Consider the following 22,253-nt stretch of genomic DNA (forward strand, 5'->3'; position numbering starts at 1 on the left):
GAGTTGCGCATTTTGCCCCTGCGCGGTCCACCTCTGAGGCGCCCCGCCCCAACAGAGCCCAGGTATGGACCTCTTGAGGTGCTGCGGCGAACCGCAATCTTGTATGCGGTGCTGCAACCGGGCCGCCCGGGTTCGCGCTTGCGGGTGAGGGCTGCCGGAGGCAGCTGAGCCGAAGCACGATAGCTGTCATCAAGGCAGCTTGTTGGCACCAGGACGGCCGGACAAGGCGGCGGCGGGCGTTCCAAGACCTCGAAGCGGGGCGGCGGTGCACGCTGCTCGGCCTCAACCCGCCGGTCCAGGGCCGACACTGGGTACAGTCCTCCGAGGCACCTCGGAGGGAGTCTCAATGCGTCGCCTGGCCGCCATCCTATTAGTGCTTTGCTCAGCCCTTGTCTCATGTTCCTCGAAGGAGGACGCGGCCCCCTCCGCCTCGACTTCGCCGTCAGTCGGCAGGGCTGATCTCAACGCCGTGGAGCACCGGTGGGCGGGTCTCACAGAGCAAGAGCAGCAGCGCGTCTGCGTATACGCGGACAACCATGATGGAAACGCCGACATGGCTGGCGCGCTGGAGCAACTCCACAAGCACGACTACAGCGAGGATGAAGCCGCAGAGATGCTGCCGTACGTAATGAACGAATGCACCTGACGACCCGAAGCTCGTACCTCGCGCGCCTCGCGCGATCCGTTCGGCGATCGAGCAGCGTGGGAGCCAAGGCTCTCCATCGGTGCCTCGTGGGCCTGAACGTGCAAGTGCACATGCGGTGCCACTGAAGATGGAAGCAGCCTGAGCCCTCGTCGCTCGGGGTACGCGGAGCCGTGGTGCCGGACACCATAGCTGCCTGACAGCCCGTCCTATCGACAACATAACGGCCACCGAGGGCGATTCCCCGGGGTCCCGCAGAACCGCCCTCGGTGTGCATCCTCACTCGTAGACGCGGGCCGCCATCACCATGTCCCCGATGAACTTCCAGCTTGGTGATCCAGGAACGTCCTCTCCGTTCTTTGCGAACCATCCAGGGCAGTCGTTCAGCCAGGCAGCCCAAGCCTCGAGGAAGGCGGGCAGGGAATCGTTCTCCCAGTTCTCCGGGTTCGCCGTGAGGTCCTCGGCGGCCAGGCGCAGGAAGCCCACGAGGTCTTCTCTTGTGCGCACTTCGCGCACCCTTTCCACCAGGCTTGTCACTACTTGCCCCTTACTGCGATCGAGGTTCCGTCGTTCTGCGTGATGGGTTGTCGAATCCGACCGCGTTGAAAACAAGCACTACCTGTGGAACAGCCTGCGGGCACCGATGGCGTCCCTTGAAGTGGTGTAGTCGGGCCGAGTCCCGGAACGCGCGGGTGTCTGCTCGGGGCGTGCATCTGTTGGCGGTGCATGCTCCCTGAACAAGGGCAGGCCATCGCGCAAGTCTCCATGGTGAACGGGCAGTTCAACCGGAGGAGCACGCGATGGCCTTGTCCCAGTCTGAGCTGATGCGGCTGCTTGAGTCACTACGTCGGGCCGATGGAGTTGAAGCAATCAGGGTGGTGTGCGAGCGCATCCTGCAGGAGCTCATCGAGGCCGAGGCCACCGACGTGATCGGTGCCGCACCGCGCGAGCACACCGACAAGCGCACGACCTGGCGCAACGGACATCGGGACCGGCTGCTGACCACTCAGGCCGGTGATCTGGACCTGAAGATCCTGAAGGTGCGGACCGGGTCGTTCTTCCCGTCGCTGCTGGAACGCCGGCGGCGGATCGACCGGGCGTTGTTCGCCGTGGTGATGGAGGCATACGTGCACGGCGTGTCCACCCGCAGCGTGGATGACCTGGTCAAAGCACTCGGTGCGGACTCCGGGGTCTCCAAGTCCGAGGTCTCGCGGATCTGCGGTGAGCTGGATGAGGAACTGACCGCGTTCAAGGAACGGCCGCTGGATCACACCGTCTTCCCCTACGTCTTCCTGGACGCCACCTACTGCAAGGCCCGCGTGAATCACCGGATCGCCTCGCAAGCGGTGGTCATCGCGACCGGGATCTCCGCCACCGGACACCGCGAGATCCTCGGTGTGATGGTCGGGGACAGCGAGTCGAAGCCGTTCTGGACCAAGTTCCTGCGCTCGTTGCGGGCCCGTGGCCTGGAGAACGTCCAACTGGTCATCTCCGACAGCCACAGCGGCCTGGTCGCCGCGATCCGCACGGTCTTTCTCGGATCGGCCTGGCAGCGCTGCCGCGTTCACTTCGTCCGCGACGTCTTCGCAGTGATCGAAAAGGGCTCGGGAGAGATGATCGCGGCCACCATCCGCACCATCTTCGCGCAGACCACCGCCGCGGCTGTCCGCACCCAGCTGGACGTGGTCGCCGACATGCTCGGACGACAGTTCCCGCAGGTCAAGAAGATGCTGCTGGACGCCGCGGTCGACATCACAGCCTTCGCGGACTTCCCGCCGGCGCACTGGAAGAAGATCTGGTCGACCAACCCGCTGGAGCGGCTGAACCGGGAGATCAAACGGCGGGCCGACGTCGTCCAGGTCTTTCCCAACCCTGCCGCCCTGGAGCGACTCGCCGCGGCCGTCCTGGCCGAACTCCACGACGAATGGCAGGTCTTCGACCGCCGCTACCTCTCCGAAGCCTCCATGGCCGAACTCTTCACTGCTCAGCCCACCCCGCCCGAACCACAGATCACCCCGCAACCGGAATCGAAACAGCTGCCGTGACTACACCACCCAGCGGGACATGACCCGGGCACCCGCCCGGCACGGCCCGATTAGGTCATTCAGGCCGCTCCCTGGGGACCGTGCTGTCACGCCAGTTGCGGACACCCTAGTCATTGGCCAGGGACAGCGAGGCGTCGTCCTGCGCCTTGAGCCCCTGATGGACGTCTCTTGGTCGCAGGCGCAAGTGGGGGCTCTGCGCATACACAGTGCACCCGCAGACTTCCTGACCGGCTCCCAGACACCTGGTTTTCCGTGTGTACGCACGGGATGCATACACCCGCCGCGACCAGCCAGACGGGCTTCCGGCCGGTCTTTCCTGGATGGGGTGCGTCGTGGGAGCGTGGAGCCGGCTCTGGCCCGCTGCGTTCCCCCGTGCAGCGGGCCAGAGCCCTCTTCACGCGCGTCTGCCAGTCCTGTTCAGCTGGCGGGTGTGATGATCACGATGGTTTCTTCGCATGGGCCGTCGGCGAACACCTTGATTGCCTCGAGCTCGGCCGGGTCGGCTGCCAGGTTCCATCGGAGTTTGGTGGCCACCCATTCGGAGATGTAGCGGCAGTGCTCCTCGGCGGACGGCGGCAGCCACTGTGCCGGGTCTTGGTCGGCTTTGGAACGGTTGCTGCGTGCGGTGACGGCCACGAGTGAGACGGGAGCCTTCTGGTCGTTGGCGTAGGCCTCGCGCCGGGCGGGTGTCCAGGCGGAGGCGCCTGAGTCCCAGGCTTCGGCGAGCGGGACGAGGTGGTCGATGTCGAGGGCGCCGGGGGAGGTGACGCTCTGGCCGTCGTAGTAGGACAGCCACATGCCGCCGGTGAGGGTGCAGCCCGCTGTCACCTCGGGTGCTTCGACGGCTTCGGCGATGAGGACTTCCTGGCGTGTGTTGCAGCCGTCGGTGTGGTCTTCGCCTGCGTTCCAGTGCTTGAACTTGGTGCGGGCATACCCCTCGCGGCTTTCTGGGGCGGTGGGGATCTGGGACAGGGCGTCCGGCAGGAGCATGGGGCGTGCCGCCTGGGCGGGTGCGGGGGCGGCGAGGGGGCTGAGGAGGAGGGCGAGCGGGACCAGCCCGCGCAGCAGCTTCTTGATCATGTCCTTGTTGATAGCGGGGCCGCGGCCTGGACTGGAGGGCTTCGAGCCGTTGATCACCCGTCTGGGCGTGGGCTGTTGCCCTGAGAAGCGCTCGCGCGGCGCTCGTCTGCGAGGACACCCGGGCTGCTGTTCGCCCGCCGATGAGCAGCGGGCCTGTGGTACCCACGGCGCAGCTGTCGCTTGCTGCTGTCCTTGCCCGCCAGGTTCTCGGTGTCCGCGCTGTGCGCGGCCAGTTCGGGGTGCTCCCCGGTTCTTCGCGTAGGGCATCTCCGGGATGTGGGGCATCCCGCGGCTCGTCTTCGGCGTGCCCGGGGGAGATCTTGTGGTCGGCTGTAATCGGCACGGGGTGCTGGACACAAACAGTCTGCGAGCATCATCGGTAGGGGAGGGTCGTGTGGGTGAGGTCGCAGACGAGTGGTCTCGGTTTGAGGCGGTGTACCGCGACTCGTACCACGCTGTGGTCAGGTACTTGAGGCGCAGGCTGGCAGCGGACCTGGTGGACGACGCGGCTTCGGAGGTCTTCACGATCGCCTGGGAACGCTGGTCGACGCGGCGGGGCGCTGCTTTGCCGTGGCTGTACGGCATTGCCCGGCGCGTTGCCGCAAATGAGCGGCGGTCCCAGGGCCGGGCTGACCGGCTGGAAGGTCGGCTGCGTGATGAGGGCGATGCCCGCGGTGAACCGGGGGTGGACGGGGAGGTCTTGGAGCGCATGGGAGCTGCCCGGGTGCTCGAGCGGTTACCCGAGCGGGACCGTGAGGTGCTGATGCTGGTGTCGTGGGACGGTCTGGATCCGCATGAGGCCGCTCAGGCGCTCGGTTGCAGCAAAGCCGCCTTCACCGTGCGTCTGCACAGGGCGCGGCGGAGGCTGGATCGCGAACTCGCCAGGGAGGTACCGGCGGTTGCCGGCCATGGCTCTGTAGCGGAGAGGACAGCGACGTGAAACGAGATGTGGAGCGGGTGCGGGCACTGCTGACCGCAGCCAACGATCCGGCAGGCGGCTCGACGGAATCAACCGGCACCCCCCGGGCGCCCCGGGCGGAGCACACACTTCAAACGCTGCGCCAGTCCAGGCGCCCGCGGGGGGTTCGCCTGGGTCGGCGGCGGCTTCTTGCGGGGGCGGGCCTTGTGGCCGTCGGCGCGGCCGTGGCCGTAGGCGGCAGGGACCTTGTGCCCGACGCCGGGGCACCGGCACCAATCGCCTACACGCCGCCGGTGCTGTCCTTGCAACCGGTTGAAGGGCAGTCGGCGCGCGCGTTCCTCCTTGCGTTCGCGCAGCGCGTCGACAGGCTCGAACCCGAGGCAGCGCAGGGTGCCTACCAGTACGAGAAGACGTGGGGATGGTGGCTTAACACCGCCGGCGACGTTCCGGGGAGCGTGGCGAATGCTGCCGTTCCGACGGTGACCGAGTCATGGGTGAACAAGGACGGCTCAGGACGGCAGCGCAGCGCCTACGGTGAACCGCTCTACCCCAACCCCGAGCAGCGCAAGGACGCCGAGGACGCCGGGCTGGTCGCTGGCACACGAGTTGAGGACGAAAGCTTCGGACCCGGACAGTTCCCCGCCCCAGAGGGTGCTGACTGGGGCACGGTAGCGCCGTTCTCGACCGATCCCCGGGCACTCGCACGGCAGTTGACCAAGGTCAACTGGGAGGGCGGGATGATCGTCCACGGGGTGCGTGACATGCTCACCTACGCGAGCAGGAGCGGCCCGGTCGATCCGCATCTTCGTGCCGCCGCCCTGCGGGTGCTCGCCGACAGCCCCGGCGTGAGCGTGGCGACCACGACGACCTGGAACGGACAGCGCGCGGTCGCGGTGTCGCAGAGCGAGACGCTGGACGGCAGCAGCCAGCGGGAGACCGTGCTGTTCGATCCGGCAACGGGCTACCCCGTGGGCACGGAGTCGGCTCTGTTCGGCCACGCACGGCACCTCAACGTCTCCGTCCCGGCCACTCTCGCGGTGACCGAAACACTTCAGCGGGGCAGCGTCTCCACGACCCGTGGAAGGCTGTGAGCGATGCCGGAACGGAAGTACGACAGGCCCTCCGGCCTGGAAGCGATCCGCCTGCCCGGACCGACGGCGAGGGACGAGAACGGGGCACGGGACGAGTTCGTCCGTCACATCCGCGACGGCCTGACCGCAGGCCGCTACGTCTTCGGCGACGTACTGCCCACCATTGCCCAGGTCCGGGACCAGTACGGTTTGCCGGACGAGGCCGTTCACCACGCGATCCGCGAACTGCGCAGGACAGAGCATCTCCACCTGCACGACGACTACCTGGACACCTACATCCTCGATCCCGGCCCCGACCACCCTCGAGGCGCACCACACGAGGACCTCGCCGAACGTGTGACCAGACTGGAAGCGATGTACCGCGACCTGGCCGCACGCGTCGAGGCGATCGAGTCGCCGCCCCCTCAGCCTTGACACGACAGAACACCACAACAGCGGGGCGCCCCGGTCCACACCCCGAAGCGCCCCGCTGACCATCACGGTCTGTGCCGCACCTGCCGGCTAGCTAGATCCGGCAGGCCCTGAAGCTACTGGCCTTGTTGTCGTGGAACGAGTCCACCCGGCTCACCTTGGTCCACGGCTGTTCCCGCCACAGCGTGTCGACGAACCATCCGTCGAAGACGGTCACCCGTATCCCCACGTTGTCCTCGTTCCTGGTCGTGTTCACCCACCCCGTGGTCTTGTTGTCGAAGCCGTAGTCACTGAACCGGATTCCCGTCTGGCAGTGCGCCCAGTTCCACTGAAGCCGGCGCCCCTCGAAGCCCGCGTACTGGTAGAAGCAGTACCAGCGGTTGTCGTCGGCACCCGCCGGACAGTCCTCCCAGTCGACTCGCGGCTCCACATCGCTCGGTGAGCCGAGCCCCTCAGCACTGCGCGCTGCCGCGCTGGAGGGCGGAGCTGTGGTCTCCCCGGGAAGCGGGAAGACCAGAATGGGCTCACCGCCGTTCCAGGCGATCTCATTGGCGCTGATCTGTACGCCCCCGTTGTTGGTCTCGGCGAGGGTGGCGTCAATGTCCGCCTGAAGCTCCTGCCGCTCGTCGGCCGACAGGGCCCGCACTTCGGGCCGGCTGTCAGCATTTGCGACCGCCGGAAGAGCCGGGCCTGGCTGTGCCTGGGCCGTCGTACCGCCCATGACTGCCGTGGCGAGGAGGACCGCTGCCCCCGCGATCGTTGATGCCGTACGGATCGGACGTCTCGTGCGCATCTTTCCCCTTGGTGATTGGCGTGCGTTGGTCAGTCACACAGGCTTCACAGTAGGCACAGAAATACGAACAGACGTGTGAAGCGAAGAGGGTGGCAGAAACTGGCGGCACCACTGCGGACCTCGGAATGGCACCGTCCGTTCTGATCCGGCAACAGATGGATTGGGATAACCTGCGACGATCACTGGGTGCTTGGGTGGAATCCTCGCTTCAATCGCTGGCCAGCGGGGGTCCCTCCGCATTCGCATCGACTGAAAACAGGCTGCGGTTCTTGTGCTCCGAGCGCTGCATAGTTCCTCTGGGCGCTGTAACGGCCACGTCTGTAGTGACTCCCTTGGCTGTCCAGGCGAGGGCGTCGGCCAGGACGGGTATTTGGCAGGTGGCGAAGGAGGCCAGGGCACGGCAGATGGATTGTCAGTGGGTGCCGCTAGCGTCCCCGCATGGCTCGAGGCCCGCCTGTTTTCCCCGGAGCAGTGAGGTAGTGCTGCCGCCATGCTGAAGCAGTCGGCTTTCTCGCTCTGGCGTGGGGAGCTGGGCCTGGGATTCACTGAGCGAACAGAGATCCGACTATCGGGCTGGTGGAAGCACTGTTCTTTCCCGCCGCCGCTGAGCCGTAGGCGGACGCCTGTCAGTGCCATGGAGGTGGAGTCGTAAACTCGCGCTGTCCGTATGCAGGTTACTGCTGCTCATGCTGGTGATGCTGGCGCGGATGGTGCCCTCTTGTGGGTGACATCGTCGTGGTGGGTGAGGCGGCTACGATCCTTGCAACCCACCCCCGTGCGATTGCATATGGGATCCCGTTTCCCGGTGTGAGCAATGCAGTGGTCCGTGTGCGGGAGCCCAGAGGGGGACTCGCTCGGTGGGACTTCCCATCGTGTGAAGGCGAAGGTGACATCAGTGCAGTACCGCAACGGGGTTCAGGCCAGTGACATCCAGGGCGTTGCCTGGGTCAGGAGCACTTACAGCAATGCCACCGGCGGCAACTGCGTCGAAGTGGCGGCGCTGCCCGGCGGGGGAGCGGCCGTGCGCAATTCCCGTGACCCGCAGGGCCCGGCGCTGGTCTACACGCCTGAGGAGCTCTCCGCGTTCGTGGCAGGAGTCAAAGACGGCGAGTTCGACCATCTGACCGGCTGAATGACCTGGCAACCGTCGGACATGCAGAGTCGAAGTCTGCGAAACTGACGCCGGTTCAGGGCAGTTTCGCAGGGGGGGCTGGTTGCATGTCCGACGGTTCCGCGGCGCGTGAGACCTTTATCGAGGACTCGGGGCAGAGCGCCAGGCCGGAGATTGCCGCCCGTCTGCTGGGGGAGGCGCTGCGGCAGGCCCGCAAGGAGCGCAGGCTGCCGCTGCGGGGTGTTGCTCCCGCCATCCGCGGTTCGGTGTCCAAACTGAGCCGTCTGGAACGTGGTGAGAGCCCGCCCAAGGACCGTGACGTGCGCGATCTGATGGCGTTCTACCAGCTGTCAGGCGAACGGGCGCATGAGATCGAGGGCTTGCTGCAGCAGGCCAAGGACAATGCCTGGTGGCAGCAGTACGGCGACGTCACCCCCAACTGGCTCAAACGTCTGATAGGCCTGGAATCCGGCGCCACCCGCATCTACTGCTACGAGAACCACGTCGTGCCCGGGCTGCTGCAGACCTCCGACTACACCCGTGCCCTGGTGGCCAATGGCATGCCCAGCGCGAGCAGGGAGGAGGTGGAGCGGAGGGTGAGACTGCGTCTGGAGCGGCAGCGGGTCGTGCGCGGCTCGCACCGCCCAGACATCATCGCGATGCTCGATGAGGGAATCCTGCTGCGGCCTGTCGGCGGCCCCGCTGTCATGAGCCGGCAGCTCACTCATCTGATCGAGCTCTCCGGCCAGGAGGGCATCAACATCCGCATCGTCCCCTTCGAATGCAGCGCGAGCGTCGCCCCGAGCTACCCCATCACCCATCTGACATTCGGGGACGGCGGACCGTCCGAACTCGTCTACGTGGAGCTCATCGACAGCGCCATGTATCTGAGCAGGGCGGCAGAGGTCGAGCAGTACCGGCAGGTCCTGCTCAACCTGCTGAGGGCGTCGGCGCGGATGAAGGACAGCAGGGCGCGCCTGGAAGAAGCCCGTGACCGCTACGCCACGCAGTCGGGAATGGCTGTGTGAAGCGGCCGGGGGAGTGCGCTCACAAGCGGGCCACTCCGCCCCACTCCACACACTCCTCGTGACGAGGGCGGGCCACAGCCTCGTGGTCTGGCCGCCAGTCGGTGACATTGACGAGCCCGGGCTGCAGGACCTCCATACCTGCGAAGAAGGCCCGCACTTCGCTCTCCTCGCGCACCCGGCCCCACGAGCCGCAGGTGGCGGTGCGCATCAGTTCCGTCACCTGTTCACGCACAGCACTGCGGGGCGAGATGTACTGGCAGACGGCCAGGAAACTGCCGGCAGGCAGCCGCCGCGCCACACGGCGCAGCAGGTCCCCTGGGCGGTCCTCGTCAGGCAGGCAGTGCAGGACCGACACGAACAGAGCAGCGACCGGCTGGGTGAAATCGATCAGCTCCCGCACCTCGGGATGGCGGACGATCGCATCCGTGTCCCGCAAGTCAGCCTCAAGGACAAGGGTGTTGTCGTTCTCCTCCAGGACCGCACGGCCGTGAGCGACGACACTGGGGTCGTTGTCGATGTACACCACCCGGGCCCGCGGGTCGATCCGCTGCGCAATCTGGTGCACGTTGTCCTGCGCGGGCAGACCTGAACCGTGATCGATGAACTGCCGGATCCCGTACTCAGCGGCCAGTACGCGGACCACCCTCCGGAGAAATGCACGGTTGTTGCGGGCGATGACCCGGCTGCCGGGGGCAATGGCCAGAAGCTTTTCACCAACCCGCCGGTCAGCGGCGTAGTTTTCCACCCCGCCCAGCAGCCAGTCGTACATACGTGCCACACTTGGTTCGCTCACGTCAATTCCAGCTGTTCTGGCATTTCTCATCGCCCGCGCCACGATGCCCCCAAGGTCCTGTCGCCAATCAATGCCCCATGCTAAAGGCACTGTTGACGGCATCCCAGGAGAAAAGAGCAATCAGCGAAAGGAGCGAATACCCAGAGCCGCAGACGAGAAAAACGCGCCGGAGCACTTCACGGATACACCGGCGCCCGCCCGCCTGAACGGGCGCGCGCCGAGCGCAGTGGCGCCGGGAGACACCGCAGCCCCGCCGCAGGCCGGCGCAAAGAGCCCTACGTGACGTCCTGTGTGGCGTCCTGCGTCGCGACACGGCACCGCGGACAGCCCAACTGCCGTGACGAGGAGGCGCCGTGCAGTTCCACGGCGGCCCGGCGGACCGCCTCCCACAAGGGCTGGATGTCCTCGATCCGCCCGCCCAGCGCGCGCACCACACGGGCCGTGGCGGGCCAGGGCGGGGTGTGCAGCCCGGCCAGCACATCGCTCAGGCACTCGGGCGGAAGCAGAGCATGGCTGCTGAGCTCTGTCAGCCTCGGAGTCCCGGCGGCCAGGTGGAGGCCGCGCAGCGCCGCTGCCAGGTATCCGGCGGCACCGTCCGCCGGCAGCAGGGGCGTGCGGACCGTGCCCGTGGCGCTCTCCCACAGGACCCTAAGATCCTCCGGACTGCCGGCAAACACGCATACCAGCGTGTACATCTCCGGCCACGTCGGAAGGCACGTACCCTCCAGCATTCGCACAAGCTGGGGCACCTTCAGGCCTGCCCGCTCCGCTGCCTCGTCGACCGATACCCCGGAGCCCACGTGCAAGTGCGCCAGGGCGTCGGCCAGGCGTTGTGCCGCGCCGCAGTTGTCGGCCGGTTGCAGCGGGGGGAACAGTGCCCGAAGGGCCGGCGTGTCCCAGCGGTTGCTGGCCTGCGCCGCGCTCGTGCCCGCGGCGGCCGCGATGTCGTCCCAGTCGGCTCCCGCCTGCAGGGTCTCGTGCACCGCCGCCGCGGCGTAGCGTTCCGCCTGGTGCAGGGCACTGGCGAGCAGTCTCAGCCGCGTCTGCAGCGGCAGGCGCAGCCGCTCGGCTGTCACCAGGCGGCCGGCCATGGAGGTCAGTTCCCGGGCCATCCGGATTCCGCTGGGCACGGCAAGCGGCTGCCCCCGCTGGGCGTTGCGTTCGCGCTGGGCCCGCCCGCGGCATGAGTCGTCGCAGTAGTCCCGCCGCCGTCCGCGGCCCTCACGAGCACGCAGCGGCTTCCCGCAGAAGACGCACTGCTTGCGCTGAATTGCCGTTCGCACGTTGACCTTTCCGTCCCTCCATGTGAACCGCGCGAGGAGGCGTCTCCGGGGCCGTGCCCGGAGACGCCCGGAGCGTTGTCAGTGCCGCAGGCGCAGGTACCGGACGGACGACTGGGACGCAAGAGCGCCGGCCAGCAGCATCAAGTACGCACTGTCGCCGGTCAGGGCCACCCAGATGAGGAGGACCACGACAACGACGACGCTCAGCCGCAGGCGGATTTCCAGGGCATCCATGCAGGCGTTTTGTGGAAGCCGGAAGCGCGAAATGGTATTTTCGCGTCGCGGGGGCGTGCGCAGCGTCCCCCGAAGAAGTCGGACGGTCATGTGGTTAGTGCCTTTCTGATCTGATTGTCCGCACCAGGGCCCTGACGGTGGAGCGAACACCGTCGGGGCCCGCCTCTGTTTGAGGCGCACGGCTATTTTTCTGGGAGGAAGCTACTCCCTCCTCCCTCACTGCGTCACGTTAACCCAGAGATCCGGTGATGTGCTGTCACGCAAAAATGCGAAGTCAACTTGCCTGATTCCCGGGCGTGTTAGCCCTTCCGGAGAAAATACGTCCATGCGGCGCACCACACACCTGGAATCCGATCCGACCCGGCTCACTTCTTTCAGAAAACGTCAACTGTGATCCCCGCTGGGCTTTGCAGGGCCCGGCACCCATGACCAACCGTCACTGAGCGTCCGATTCCTTCACCCTTTCGGGTGAGTGATCCCTGAACGGAACGCAGCACTCCGATCGTCTGCACGTGCAGATGCAAAAAATGGAGGCCCTCTGACACGGACCCGCACCCACCCCGCGTCCTCGTTGCCCGAGGTGACTGCCCACTCCGGCAGCGGACCCCCACACTCCGCACGACCGGCGGCACCCCACGCAAAACAAGAGCGCCGTAACCCCGATCTGATGCGATTCGGCCGATCTTGCTCACCGCGCCGACCGCGGCCGTCACAATGAAGCCTCGTTACGGGCCAAACCGTGCACGTGGGCCCGTCGCTGCGCGCCATCGCGAGCCGGGGGAGTGAATGGCACCACGCAGGATCACCGAAGCCGAAGCCGTCAGAGCCCTGCTGGAACGGGGCGCGCAGCCCCTGGAACCCTTCCCAGGAACCCAGCACCCATGGCGGTGCAGGTGCCTGCGCTGCGGACAGGTCAACTCCCCCCGCTACAACGACGTCGTCAACAAGGGAAGCGGCACCTGCCGGGGCGCCTGCCGCTCACAGAAGATCGCCGACAGACTCATGCGCGACGGCATCCAGGCCGCGGCCACCATGGAACACCACGGCTGGCTCCCTCTCGAGCGCTACCCCGGAGCAGGCAAACCCTGGCAATGCCGGTGCGCCCAGTGCGCAATCGTCAAGACCAAACGGCTCACACACGTCCGCAACGGCCGGGCACGATGCACCCACTGCGCCGGCAACACCCTCAGCGCCGCCGCCGCCACCGCCGCCATGACCCAAGCAGAACTGGCCCCACTGACCCCCTACCCGGGCATGCAACTGCGCCCCTGGCTCGCCCGATGCCTGCGCTGCGGCCACCTCGGCACCCCCACACTCGCCTCCGTCCGCCTGCGCGGCCACGCGTGCTGGGCCTGCCGCGCCACCCCCTTCCCGACCCGCCGCCCCCTCGATGAACAACAAGCCGTCGCCTGCATGCTCACCCACGGGCTCACACCGCTCGCCCCCTACCCAGGGCGGACGGACGCGCCCTGGAAGTCGCGATGCACCACCTGCGACACCTACTCGGCCCCCGTTCCCCGAGCCCTGCCCGGCCACCACCGAGGCTGTCCCGTCTGCGCACAACAGGACATCAGCCCAGGCGAACCCGGTGACCTCTACCTGATGCTCCACGACGACCTCCAGGCCCTGGGATGGGGGGTGGCCCAGGCCGGACGGCGCCGCCTTCACTCCACCCGGCGGGCATGGCGAATGCTGGCCCACTGGCACTTCCCTGCCGCGCAGGATGCCTGGGCATTCAGCCGCTACCTCAAGCAGCAGATACGGGGCAACGGCTGGCCTCCGGCGCTTCGGGCAGACGCGCCCTCCGACCCGGTCTGGGCGCAGACAGCCTCCCTCGGCCACGTCTCCGGCGCTCAGGCAGTTCAGATCGTGGAGGAGGTGGCAGGGCCCGCCTCCTGACCGCCAACCTGCAGCCGGAGCACGGCCGGCGCAGCCTTCACGCTGCTCTGGCAGCACCCACGATGCACACGGTTCGCGCGACAGGCCGCTCTTCGGGCATACAGAGGGGGACAAGCCGCAGCATGCTTCCGACGCAGAGTAGACCGTCGCCCACCTGCTGGACGCAACACTGCTCAGCCAGGCACCCGCACGCACCGACCGCATGCAGGCCGCGGACTGGGCGCCGCGCGCCAGTTCACCCGCAACCGACGTAACCGCCGGGCCGCCAACGCAGTTGGCGAGCGTCTACCTCGCAGCACACACCGACCCGGAAACCGGCCGCGGCGTCAGCGAACTCGACCAGATGACCCGTGCCTGTGGCCTCCCGCCCGCCCAACTGGCCATCACGGTACGTGCCAGTTTCCGCAGTCCGGGCCAGATGGGATTTCGTTGGTGAACAGTGCTCACGTCGCCGCGCCTGATGTCTTCCGGTTGGTCGTGACGGGCGGCGGGACCGGGGGCCACACCTACCCGGCCTTGACCGCTGTCCGCACGCTTCAGGACCGGTTGGCCGAGTCTGGCCGGCGGCTGGCCGTCCTGTGGATCGGGACGCAGGACGGCCTGGAGGCGCGGGTCGCGCTGGCCGAGGGGATCGCGTTCACCACGGTCGCCACGGGCAAGGTCCGCCGGTCGGGCGAATCCGCTGAAGATGCTGTCGGCCGCCAACATGAAGGACATGCGCGGGTTCCGTTGGGGGTCGCACAGGCTCGCAGGGTGATCGCGTAGTTCCGTCCGGACGTGGTCCTGGCCACCGGTGGCTACGTTGCTGTTCCGGCAGGGCTCGCGGCTCGCCTGTGCCGTCGGCCGCTGGTGCTGCACGAGCAGACGGTGCGGCTGGGACTGGCCAACCGGCAGCTGGCCGGATCGGCGACGCGGATCACGCTCTCCTCGGAGTCGACCCTGGCGCTGCTGCCCCAGGAGCGTACGGAACGCGATGCAGGCGTCCCCCTACGGGTCGTGGACGCCCTCGCCGTTGAGGCACAGGCGCAGCTTCACCGCGCCGTGCTCGTCGGCGGTGGCCCCCCGGTTCGTAGAGCCCAGTGTGATCCATGGCCGAGATGGTGGCGGCCCACTCCAGCAGCCGAACATGGGCCGCGCCGGGTCGGATGGAGGCTTGGTCCTCCTCGTGGCGGTTCAGTTGTGTGGCGGGTCGGGGTGGTAGGCGTGGAGGGTGAGTCCGGTGATCTGGCCTGACTGGATGACTGGGCCGTGCTGTACCCCGCCGTTGATGTTGTTGTGTACGGCGCTCGGCCGCGGCGCTTCGCCTTCCAGCTGCTGCAACGACGTGAGCAGTTCGCGCAGTTCGATGCGGGAGACGGCCCGGTCCTCCAGCAGATGTCGTAGGAATGCCTCCCACTGCTCGACGGTCTCGCGGGCCTCGTGAGGTTGGCCTGTGGACTGGGAGGCGAGGAGCCGGGCCCGTGTGGCGTCCAGGTCTGTGATGGTGGAGTTGCCTGGATCGTGGCGTGTGAAGAAGCGCCGCAGGAGTTCACGGGCATGCCTCCAGGAATCGGTGACCATGAGTGAGACCAGGGTGGTCGCTCCCGACGCGGTCAATGCGGCCAACTCGTTGTCCATGGTTTCTCCTTCAAGTAGAGCTCGGACTCCGGGTATTGGGCCGTTTGCGTCATCTCGGGTGGTCGGGTTCTTGCGGTTGGTCGTCCCCGTGGGCGGTGAAGGCTGCTGGAGGGTCGTAGCGGCGCAGCAGTTCATCGGCCGTCTCGTGTTTGTCCTGCGTCCTGATGATGTCGGCGATCTGCTTGGTGAGCATTCCCCGTCGATCGTCTCCGCTGGTGAAGCCCATGCCGGTGAGGAAGGCCTCGAAGTGGTCAGAGGCGGTCGGTTCCTGGCCGGTGTGAGCGGAGGGGCCGCTGGCTGTGGGGATGAGGTTCTGAAGCCGTTCGGGGATGTCGGTGTTGTTGGCTGCGGAGGTGAGCTGGGCGAGGAGGCCGAGGTCTGCCACGGTCTTCTCTATGTGGCTGTCGTTCTTGGCCAGCCACCAGACCACTGCGCTGCCGGTGTCCTTGAGTACGTCGTCGCCCAGGTATTCGCGCTTGCTCTGCTCGTATGTGCGCTGGTGTTCCCAGACCGCCTTGTCCTTGCGGATCTCGGCGAGTTTGGTCAGCCGTTCCTGGTCGGGTTCGTGCAAGGTGAGCGTGATGTTTTCTGCCATGACTTGGAGAAGTCCGGTGTGGTCCGGGCGCATTATGCTGAGGGCACCGCTCAGCTCGTGCTGGACGAGTGAGGCCCGTCCGGGCTCCCGTTGTTCGGTGAGTGCGCGGGCGCGATCCAGCACCGCTTCGACGGCGAGGCCTGCCGGGTTGAGGACGGGAGCGTCGCCGTGGGTTTCGAGGGGGTGCCACCGAACGGTGGCGGAGAAAACGAAGTCGTAGTCGGCCCATTTGCTGGGCAGTGCGACGCGGCTGACGTGGTGTTCCCTGCGCTCGATCGGGGCGGCGGGGAGGAAGTTTGTGAAGTCGGCGGGTAGGGAGCCGCGGCGCATCGCTGCGATCTTGAAGGCTGCGGCGGGAGTGCCGGCGACGACCAGGGCCAGGGCGGCCCACGCCCAGATGGGCCACTCCTGCACCAGGCCGAGGATGGATAGCAGCAGGGCACACAGGACGGTGAGGAAAACGGTCGTAGTTTTGCGGCCGCTGGTCATCGTGCAGCCCCCCTGGGCGGTGCGGACGGAGTCGGTGTGGCCGACGGGCGTAGGCCCTGGGCCGTGGAGATCTTCTGGAGCAGGTGTTCGGTAGTTGCGGCACCGGATGACCGTCCGCCAGGAGCAGTGGGCTCTGCGGCGCGGGCGACCGAGTACAGCGCCGCGAGGGCGCAGCCGTTACGGCCTGCGGCATCGACCAGCAGAGCGAGCAGCAGGTCGCGATGGTTGGCAGCAGCGCAGGCCGTGTGCAGCCACCGTTGGGCATACGGCTGCCAGTGCGGCCGCGGCAGTCGGACGAGCACCTCCGCCCAGCCCGCCACCGCGCAGTCCTGGACGCCCCTTTCGTCGATGAGCGGGCCCGGCGCAGCTGCTGTGCGCGTGAGTGCCACCGGGTCGCAGATTCGCAGGAAGAGGCGCGCGTCGACGGTCGGTGCGGTGGAATGACGGGTCAGTCGGTCGAGCATGCGGCGGCGGAGTCGGGCACTGGTCACGGCGAGGCGACACAAGGCATCGAGAGCAGGGGTGGCGCCGCGTTCCCGGCGAGCCAGATGATGCAAGCGGGTCACGGCCTGGTCGGGGTGAGTGGGCGCGATCACGTCGGTGCAGACGCGTAGAAGAACATGTGCGAGGTTCCCCGTCAGCCGCTTGCCCTTACACCAGTCGTAGACCAGCATCCGCAGACTTTGCCCGTAGCGCGGGTCGCTCAGACCGCAGGCCAGCGCGTCTACAGCGGCCTCCAGCCGGAGACGGCTCGTGGGCGTAGCGCTCCAATCCTGCGCCAGGAACGCCAAATCGTTTCCCCGACCAGTGCGCACATACTGGTCGGCGAGCCGGCCCACCACTGTCCTGCGCAACCCCGACGTGACATGCGGATCAACCAGCTCTGCACTCTGGGCGGTCCAGGAGCTGAACAGGTGCCGCAGGTCAGGCATGTGGTCCCAGAAATGGGCGCGCACCGCGGCGTCGTAGTCCAGCCTGTCGAACCGCACGCGACCGTCCGGCCCGGCTGCTGCACCGATCTCCTCCAAACGTTCGGCCAGATCTTTGCCCTCAAGCAAAGGCGTCTCGTCCCGCGGCGTGTTGAAGGTGCTGAGCAGGAGTGCGGCGCCGCGGTGAATGACGTCAGCATGCGCGCCGTGGAGCATGGCCGTGGCGAACAGCAGTGCCCGCTGTGCAGCCGCGCACCGTGTCGCGACGAGCGCGGAGACTTCCTTACGCCACTGCGTGCGTGCGTCACGGGACTGCTCGCACCAGGTGGCGAACCCGTCACGAACCGGCAACGCCATACGGGCGCGGCGCACGCGGTCGGCGAAGCGCGCGATCTCCTCCATCGCCGGCTCTTCTGCCAGGAATTCATCCAGCGCCGGGGCGGGAAGCCGGTACTCCTCGTACGGTACCCGGTGCAGCCTCAGGTGCCGCCGGAAGACCTCCATAGCCGGCGGGCGCGCGATATCGGCCTGGAAGGGCTGCAGGTGAGACTCCAGGGCGCCGTCATGCGGCATGACGACCACCAGATGCGCCTGCTGTTCCTGCACCGTCTTACGCAGCGCAGACAGATCCCTGCGCGCCTGGGCCCACTGGGAGACGTCCGCCGAGGCAAGGTTCAGCAGCAGCCGGTCACCGACGCCGACCAGGCCGGGATCGGTGAGGGCCCCCTCCTCCTCGCCGGGCAGAAGCTCGCGGAAGATACCAGCGCCCTGGTGAACCTCGTACAGCAGGACGCAGGCTGCTGTGGTCCTGCCGCTGCCAGGTTCGCCGCGCAGGATCACGGTACTGCTGGCCTCCAGCACACGGCGTGCCATGCCCATCCCCGGGGGATCGACGAACTGCCGGCGCAGAAGGCGGAGATGGTCATCCGCGATGCGGCGCGGACTTCGACCGGGAGCCTCCTGGCTCCCCAGGTCCACATTGACGGTGTAGCTGTAGAAGTCGCCCGAGCCAGCGTGCACCGGGCCGCCAGTCTGCTCGACGCGTGTGGTGAATGTATCGCTCACCGCTCGTTGTCCTCGGGCTGTTCCGAGTCACCGAATCGGTGCTGGATGCCACCGTGCTGGTCACCTTCGATGTTCGTCATGCCATTGCCCGAGTAGTGCCGATCACCCGAAACATGGCGCGAGTTCTGGTAGATGTTTCCCTGGCCTGCATGCACAGGACCGGTTGACCCTTTGATCACGGTGTTGCCGACGTCTCCGGTGAAGTCCCTGCTCTGCACGGCCGTTCCGCTGACCGTGCCGACCGCATTGGACACGGAACCGGGATCAGGCGTGGGTACCTCGGCGTGCTCGAGGTCGTACAGCTCGGGAACCATCTCGGCCACCAGGTCACCCAGGCGCTTCAAGTCCGCTTCTGCGTTTTGCGTGTCCAGCCGTAGGGACTGCAGGTCGGCCAGCCTCGCCAGTTCCTGCGGCAGTCTTTCCTTGCGCAGGCGTTCCGTCCCCCTGCCTGCGAGGACAGGAACCACCGGCACTCCGCAGTGAAACGCCTCCACTATCTCCTTGCGGACCCAGTCCTCCGGGTCGCGCAACCTGGACTGGAAGTTGAGCCAGTCGGCCCCGATGACCGCCAGCACCAGTGCGCTGCGGCGCACGCTCGTGAGGAGCGCCTCAGGATAGGCGGAGCCCGGGGGAATGGACCGCGAGGCGCGAAAGGCCCGGCCCTTGCCGAAACGGTTGGCAAGCTCGTTGTCGATCAGGGCGGCGATGTCATTGCCGTCCCCTGTCCGGTAGTTGATGAACACGTCAGGCATGCCAGGTTCCTCTCAGGAGACAGGGAGTCGGGACAGCACTGCCAAACGTGGCCCCAGCCGGCGCACCGCGGCGTGGCCGCGATGGCGGGCCAGGACCCGGGAGAGGCGACGGAGGTCGATCGTCACGGTCGCGGACCGGATTGCTGCCACCCCATCGAGCAGCGGCGCCGCCAGTGCGCAGGCGCGGTCGATCTCGCCGTGCGACGCATAAGCCAACGCCTGGCGAATGCCGTAGCGCACCTGCGTCCGCACCGCATCAGGCGATACCAGCGCAAGTTGGCGGTCCAATTCCGCGGCTGCCTTCTGCGGCTGGCCGAGGTCGAACAGACACCACCCGGTGATCATGCCGACCGAATCAGGCAGATGCATGCTGCCGATCACCGGCACCTCACCCTCGCTTTCCTGGCGGGCCAGCAGGGCCCGGGCACGGTCCAGAGCACGCATGCACGCATCACCGTCGCCGGCGAGGGCATGGCCCTGCGCCTCGCGCTGCGCGGCAAGACCCCGGATCCGCGGCGGGAGCGTGCCATTCTGTGCCCGACGTGCCAGGGCGACGGTCTGCCCGGCATCTTCCTGGTACAGCGTGACCAGGGCCCGCCGGACCAGCGCATACCCGGCCAGTGCCCGGTCGCCACCGGCTGCAGCAAGGTCCACCGCACGCTGCGTCCACCACAGTGCCGCCTGCTCGTCACCCGTCTCCTGCACCAGCCAGCCGACATACTCGGCGTACCGAGAGCCCAGCGCCAGCAACTCCTGGCGGGTGCGGGAATCCACGTGCGCGGACAACTCCCGCAGCGTATGGGTCTGCGCTATCAGCCCGGGCAGCAGGAAGCCGGGATCAACGCTCTGGCCGAGCCGCCGGTAGTGCGTGAACAGCGCCCGGGCTGCATCCAGCATTCCCACGCCCCCGGTCGGCGATACGCCGCCCTGACCACCCGCACGCCAGCGCATCAGCGAGGCTGCCCCCGCGGTGACGACCTGCCGTCGGCCCACGGGCGCAAATTCTCCCGAGCCATCTGGTGACAGCCGCATCACCCACTCCTCTTCATTGACCTCATATGGACCTGGTTCCTTCGGCACGTCAGCAACGGGCGGGGCGAGCAAAGCGATCAGTGCTCCGTTGGCGTGGAGAGCGGCGTCGCACAACCGAACCAGATCACTGCTAGGTGCTTTGATGCCTCGTTCGACCTTGCTCAACTGCGCCTTGCTGTAGTGCACGACGGCGGCTAACCCTGTGAGACTCAATCCGGCGCCCAAGCGCCGCTTCCTCAACTCTTCGCCGAACTCGCTGGACGGCTGCAGCACGGATAACCTCCATGACTGTCCATCCAGGTGTACGAGGGGTACTGCACGAAAGAGTGCGGCACCCCTGACTGGACAGACAAGGAAAACGGCTCTGTTTCCCGTTTCCTCTCCGCAGACGAGAGGCACTACTCCCGACGAGAGCGCCCCGCCAGGTCGTCTGCCGAGTAGGGACGGCAGGCGGAACAGGTCGAACACGAGCGCCCAGAAGCAGAGACGCCAAGAGTCGGAGATGGCGCACTACTCGAGGGCCGACGGCTGGCTCGGACGCTGGCGCAGCAGGCCCAGGCAGCGCGGGGGCCCTGCCCAGAACCACCTGGGCAGCCCCATGGTCGGTAGCGACTGCGAGGGCGGAGGACATGGACGGCGAAAATGAGGAGCTGCTGCGCAGCCAAACGGACCCAGGCCTTCGCCAACCTCTGGCTCAAGGCACTGAAGGCCCATGAGGAGGGCCTGGCCGTCGTCCGGGCAATGGGCACCGACGAACTCCACGTCATCGGCGACTGGCGCCGTGTCTTCGCCGAAGGCCGCGGCGTTACCGAGGTCAAGGTCAAGGGCAAGGACACCTGCACCGCCGGAACCGATGCCGCTGAACACGAAGGCGAGGGGGTAGTGCCCCAGAACAACATCGACTTCGGGAAGTTCGGCGCCGGGGCATCAAAGGCAGCGACGCCGTCGCCCGCAAGTTTGACGAACTCGCGGGCGGCATCACCACTGCCGTGACCGTAAGGCGCGGCTGGATGGCGCGCCTGCACTACCTGACAAAGTCGGCCCAGACCCTCAACGCCGCCCGCGACACCGGACTCACCTTGACCCACCGGACGCTGAAGGCCTGGCTGGAAGGCAGACGCCGCCCCTCCAAGGCCAGCCTGGAACGCATCGACCAGGCGTACCGGACGGTGCGCCGCCACAACGTCGCCCGCCATCTCCTCAGACGCCTCAACCGCGACGGCCGCGGTACGCGAGTGGAGATCCACCCGCTCAACCAGTCCCAGGTGCCGCAGCCGCTGCAGCGCGTGGTGGAGTACCGGACGATGAGCGTGCGCCGTTGGGACCGCATCGTGGGCTCCTGGGCGGCCGGCTGGACGAACAGGTCGCCGCGTTCCGCAACCGGCCCCTGGACGCCGGCCCCTACGCCTTCGTCTGGGTCGACGCGCTCACACAGAAGGTCCGCGAGGGCGGCCGCATCATCAACGTGCACGCGCTGATCGCGGTCGGCGTCAACGCCGACGGCCACCGCGAGATCCTCGGCCTGGACGTCGCCACAGCCGAGGACGGCGCCGGCTGGCTCGCCTTCCTGCGCTCCCTGATCGCCCGCGGCCTGTCCGGCGTCCAACTCGTCATCTCCGACGCACATATGGGCCTGGTCAACGCGATCGGCGCCACCCTGCCCGGCGCGAGCTGGCAGCGATGCCGCACCCACTACGCCCGCTCGCTGCTGAGCCAGGTGCCCAAGTCGGCCCAGCCGTGGGTGGCCACCCTGCTGCGGACCAGCTTCGAACAGCCCGGACACCGATGCCGTCCAGGCGTAGATGCGACACGTCCTTGATGCCCTGGAGGCCAAGTTCCCTAAAGCAGCAGCCCACTTGGACGCCGCCCAAGGTGACGTCCTGGCGTTCACGGCCTTCCCGCGCGAGATCTGGCGGCAGATCTGGTCGAACAATCCCCAGGAACGGCTCAACAAGGAGATCCGCCGCCGCACCGACGTCGTCGGCATCTTCCCCGACCGCACCGCCCTGATCCGCCTGGTCGGCGCCGTGCTGGCCGAGCAGAACGACGAGTGGACCGAGGCCCGCCGCTACATGGGACTCGATCTCCTGGCCAAGGCGCGTCTCCACTCGATCGAGTCAGAAACCGACGACACCGTCGCGCCCACCGAACTCACCGCATAGCCTCAAAACGAGATCACCGAGTGGCCGTCGATACACCACTCTGGCCGACGTGACCCAGCTGCCCGCCGCAAGCAGAAGAACGCTGATGGGGCGGGGTGTGCCTAGCTTGATCTTTAACCTGTGCGGCGTGGTCGTGGGGTGGTTGACTTCTTCGTTTGCTGCTTCGTCGATGGTGTTTTGCGGGGTTTGTGAACGTCGTGGCGAGGTGTGGGACGGGTGTTCTTTCGGCCCGGTGGCCGTCCTGGGCCCGGCCGGGACGGTTTCGGTGCTTGGGCCGGACAG

The 22,253-nt window shown here is 67.3% G+C and carries 19 protein-coding genes and 4 pseudogenes; 12 read left to right on the top strand and 11 right to left on the bottom strand.

Annotated features, from left to right (window positions below; translation table 11 throughout):
- Positions 1-922: 922 nt before the first annotated feature.
- Positions 923-1,180 carry a DUF7660 family protein gene (locus AC068Z_RS41685; protein ID WP_478568810.1) on the bottom strand — a complete coding sequence of 86 codons (258 nt, stop codon included), beginning with the start codon at positions 1,178-1,180 and terminating at the stop codon, positions 923-925.
- Between the two features lie 263 nt (positions 1,181-1,443).
- On the opposite strand from AC068Z_RS41685, the gene AC068Z_RS41690 reads away from it, so the two are divergent.
- On the top strand, positions 1,444-2,688 hold the full coding sequence (locus AC068Z_RS41690) for an IS256 family transposase (RefSeq protein ID WP_478568813.1): 1,245 nt from the start codon (positions 1,444-1,446) through the stop codon (positions 2,686-2,688).
- Positions 2,689-3,105: 417 nt separating this feature from the next.
- Here the strand turns inward: AC068Z_RS41690 and AC068Z_RS41695 are convergent, their stop codons facing one another.
- On the bottom strand, positions 3,106-3,768 hold the full coding sequence (locus AC068Z_RS41695) for an HNH endonuclease family protein (RefSeq protein ID WP_478568816.1): 663 nt from the start codon (positions 3,766-3,768) through the stop codon (positions 3,106-3,108).
- Positions 3,769-4,162: 394 nt separating this feature from the next.
- Here AC068Z_RS41695 and AC068Z_RS41700 point away from each other — a divergent pair, with 394 nt between their 5' ends.
- The 3 genes from AC068Z_RS41700 to AC068Z_RS41710 are packed head-to-tail and all read left to right on the top strand — an operon-like array spanning position 4,163 to position 6,192.
- A complete protein-coding gene (locus tag AC068Z_RS41700; RefSeq protein WP_478568819.1) occupies positions 4,163-4,708 on the top strand; it encodes an RNA polymerase sigma factor in 546 nt (181 codons plus the stop codon).
- A gap of 17 nt (positions 4,709-4,725) precedes the next feature.
- Complete coding sequence (locus AC068Z_RS41705) at positions 4,726-5,778, top strand: CU044_5270 family protein (protein ID WP_478568876.1); 1,053 nt, start codon at positions 4,726-4,728, stop codon at positions 5,776-5,778.
- A 3-nt stretch (positions 5,779-5,781) separates the two neighbouring features.
- Complete coding sequence (locus tag AC068Z_RS41710; RefSeq protein ID WP_478568822.1) at positions 5,782-6,192, top strand: hypothetical protein; 411 nt, start codon at positions 5,782-5,784, stop codon at positions 6,190-6,192.
- A 91-nt stretch (positions 6,193-6,283) separates the two neighbouring features.
- On the opposite strand, the gene AC068Z_RS41715 is transcribed toward AC068Z_RS41710, so the two are convergent.
- On the bottom strand, positions 6,284-6,982 hold the full coding sequence (locus AC068Z_RS41715) for a hypothetical protein (protein WP_478568825.1): 699 nt from the start codon (positions 6,980-6,982) through the stop codon (positions 6,284-6,286).
- An 895-nt stretch (positions 6,983-7,877) separates the two neighbouring features.
- Here AC068Z_RS41715 and AC068Z_RS41720 point away from each other — a divergent pair.
- Positions 7,878-8,114 (top strand): DUF397 domain-containing protein, encoded by a 237-nt coding sequence (locus AC068Z_RS41720; protein ID WP_478568828.1) that lies wholly within the window; start codon positions 7,878-7,880, stop codon positions 8,112-8,114.
- 86 nt (positions 8,115-8,200) lie between these two features.
- Entirely contained in the window at positions 8,201-9,121 is a 921-nt protein-coding gene (locus AC068Z_RS41725; RefSeq protein ID WP_478568831.1) for a helix-turn-helix domain-containing protein, read from the top strand.
- A gap of 19 nt (positions 9,122-9,140) precedes the next feature.
- Here AC068Z_RS41725 and AC068Z_RS41730 read toward each other — a convergent pair whose 3' ends face one another.
- From AC068Z_RS41730 to AC068Z_RS41740, 3 genes are all read right to left on the bottom strand, one after another.
- On the bottom strand, positions 9,141-9,944 hold the full coding sequence (locus tag AC068Z_RS41730; protein ID WP_478568834.1) for an SAM-dependent methyltransferase: 804 nt from the start codon (positions 9,942-9,944) through the stop codon (positions 9,141-9,143).
- A 245-nt stretch (positions 9,945-10,189) separates the two neighbouring features.
- The gene (locus AC068Z_RS41735; RefSeq protein ID WP_478568837.1) at positions 10,190-11,197 is read right to left on the bottom strand and encodes a hypothetical protein; all 1,008 of its coding nucleotides are present in this window, start codon (positions 11,195-11,197) and stop codon (positions 10,190-10,192) included.
- Positions 11,198-11,275: 78 nt separating this feature from the next.
- Positions 11,276-11,431, bottom strand: a complete 156-nt coding sequence (locus AC068Z_RS41740) for a hypothetical protein (protein ID WP_478568840.1) — start codon at positions 11,429-11,431, stop codon at positions 11,276-11,278.
- Positions 11,432-12,217: 786 nt separating this feature from the next.
- On the opposite strand from AC068Z_RS41740, the gene AC068Z_RS41745 reads away from it, so the two are divergent.
- Positions 12,218-13,330 (top strand): hypothetical protein, encoded by a 1,113-nt coding sequence (locus AC068Z_RS41745; protein ID WP_478568843.1) that lies wholly within the window; start codon positions 12,218-12,220, stop codon positions 13,328-13,330.
- 477 nt (positions 13,331-13,807) lie between these two features.
- A pseudogene (locus AC068Z_RS41750) lies at positions 13,808-14,563 on the top strand (UDP-N-acetylglucosamine--N-acetylmuramyl-(pentapeptide) pyrophosphoryl-undecaprenol N-acetylglucosamine transferase).
- On the opposite strand, the gene AC068Z_RS41755 reads toward AC068Z_RS41750, so the two are convergent.
- From AC068Z_RS41755 to AC068Z_RS41775, 5 genes are read right to left on the bottom strand one after another with little or no spacing between them, the layout of a single operon-like run.
- Complete coding sequence (locus AC068Z_RS41755; RefSeq protein ID WP_478568846.1) at positions 14,504-14,947, bottom strand: hypothetical protein; 444 nt, start codon at positions 14,945-14,947, stop codon at positions 14,504-14,506. The pseudogene AC068Z_RS41750 and the gene AC068Z_RS41755 sit on opposite strands and share 60 nt — an antisense overlap.
- A gap of 49 nt (positions 14,948-14,996) precedes the next feature.
- Positions 14,997-16,031: a hypothetical protein gene (locus tag AC068Z_RS41760; protein WP_478568849.1), complete on the bottom strand. Its 1,035-nt coding sequence runs from the start codon at positions 16,029-16,031 to the stop codon at positions 14,997-14,999.
- Positions 16,028-18,025, bottom strand: a complete 1,998-nt coding sequence (locus AC068Z_RS41765; protein WP_478568852.1) for a hypothetical protein — start codon at positions 18,023-18,025, stop codon at positions 16,028-16,030. Before AC068Z_RS41765 ends, AC068Z_RS41760 begins: the two co-directional genes overlap by 4 nt.
- A complete protein-coding gene (locus tag AC068Z_RS41770; protein WP_478568855.1) occupies positions 18,022-18,777 on the bottom strand; it encodes a toll/interleukin-1 receptor domain-containing protein in 756 nt (251 codons plus the stop codon). Before AC068Z_RS41770 ends, AC068Z_RS41765 begins: the two co-directional genes overlap by 4 nt.
- 12 nt (positions 18,778-18,789) lie before the next feature.
- Positions 18,790-20,082 (bottom strand): helix-turn-helix domain-containing protein, encoded by a 1,293-nt coding sequence (locus AC068Z_RS41775; RefSeq protein ID WP_478568858.1) that lies wholly within the window; start codon positions 20,080-20,082, stop codon positions 18,790-18,792.
- 393 nt (positions 20,083-20,475) lie between these two features.
- On the opposite strand from AC068Z_RS41775, the pseudogene AC068Z_RS41780 reads away from it, so the two are divergent.
- The 4 genes and pseudogenes from AC068Z_RS41780 to AC068Z_RS41795 form a co-directional block, all read left to right on the top strand.
- A pseudogene (locus tag AC068Z_RS41780) lies at positions 20,476-20,685 on the top strand (transcriptional regulator); the annotation flags it as partial.
- Positions 20,686-20,691: 6 nt separating this feature from the next.
- Positions 20,692-21,161 (top strand): annotated as a pseudogene (locus tag AC068Z_RS41785) (transcriptional regulator); the annotation flags it as partial.
- Positions 21,161-21,971: pseudogene (locus tag AC068Z_RS41790) on the top strand (IS256 family transposase); the annotation flags it as partial. The pseudogenes AC068Z_RS41785 and AC068Z_RS41790, both read left to right, overlap by 1 nt.
- Positions 21,972-22,020: 49 nt before the next feature.
- Positions 22,021-22,253, top strand: a 233-nt coding sequence (locus tag AC068Z_RS41795; RefSeq protein WP_478568861.1) for a hypothetical protein, incomplete at its 3' end; no start/stop codon positions are given.

Source organism: Streptomyces sp. NPDC043726 (assembly GCF_056436565.1).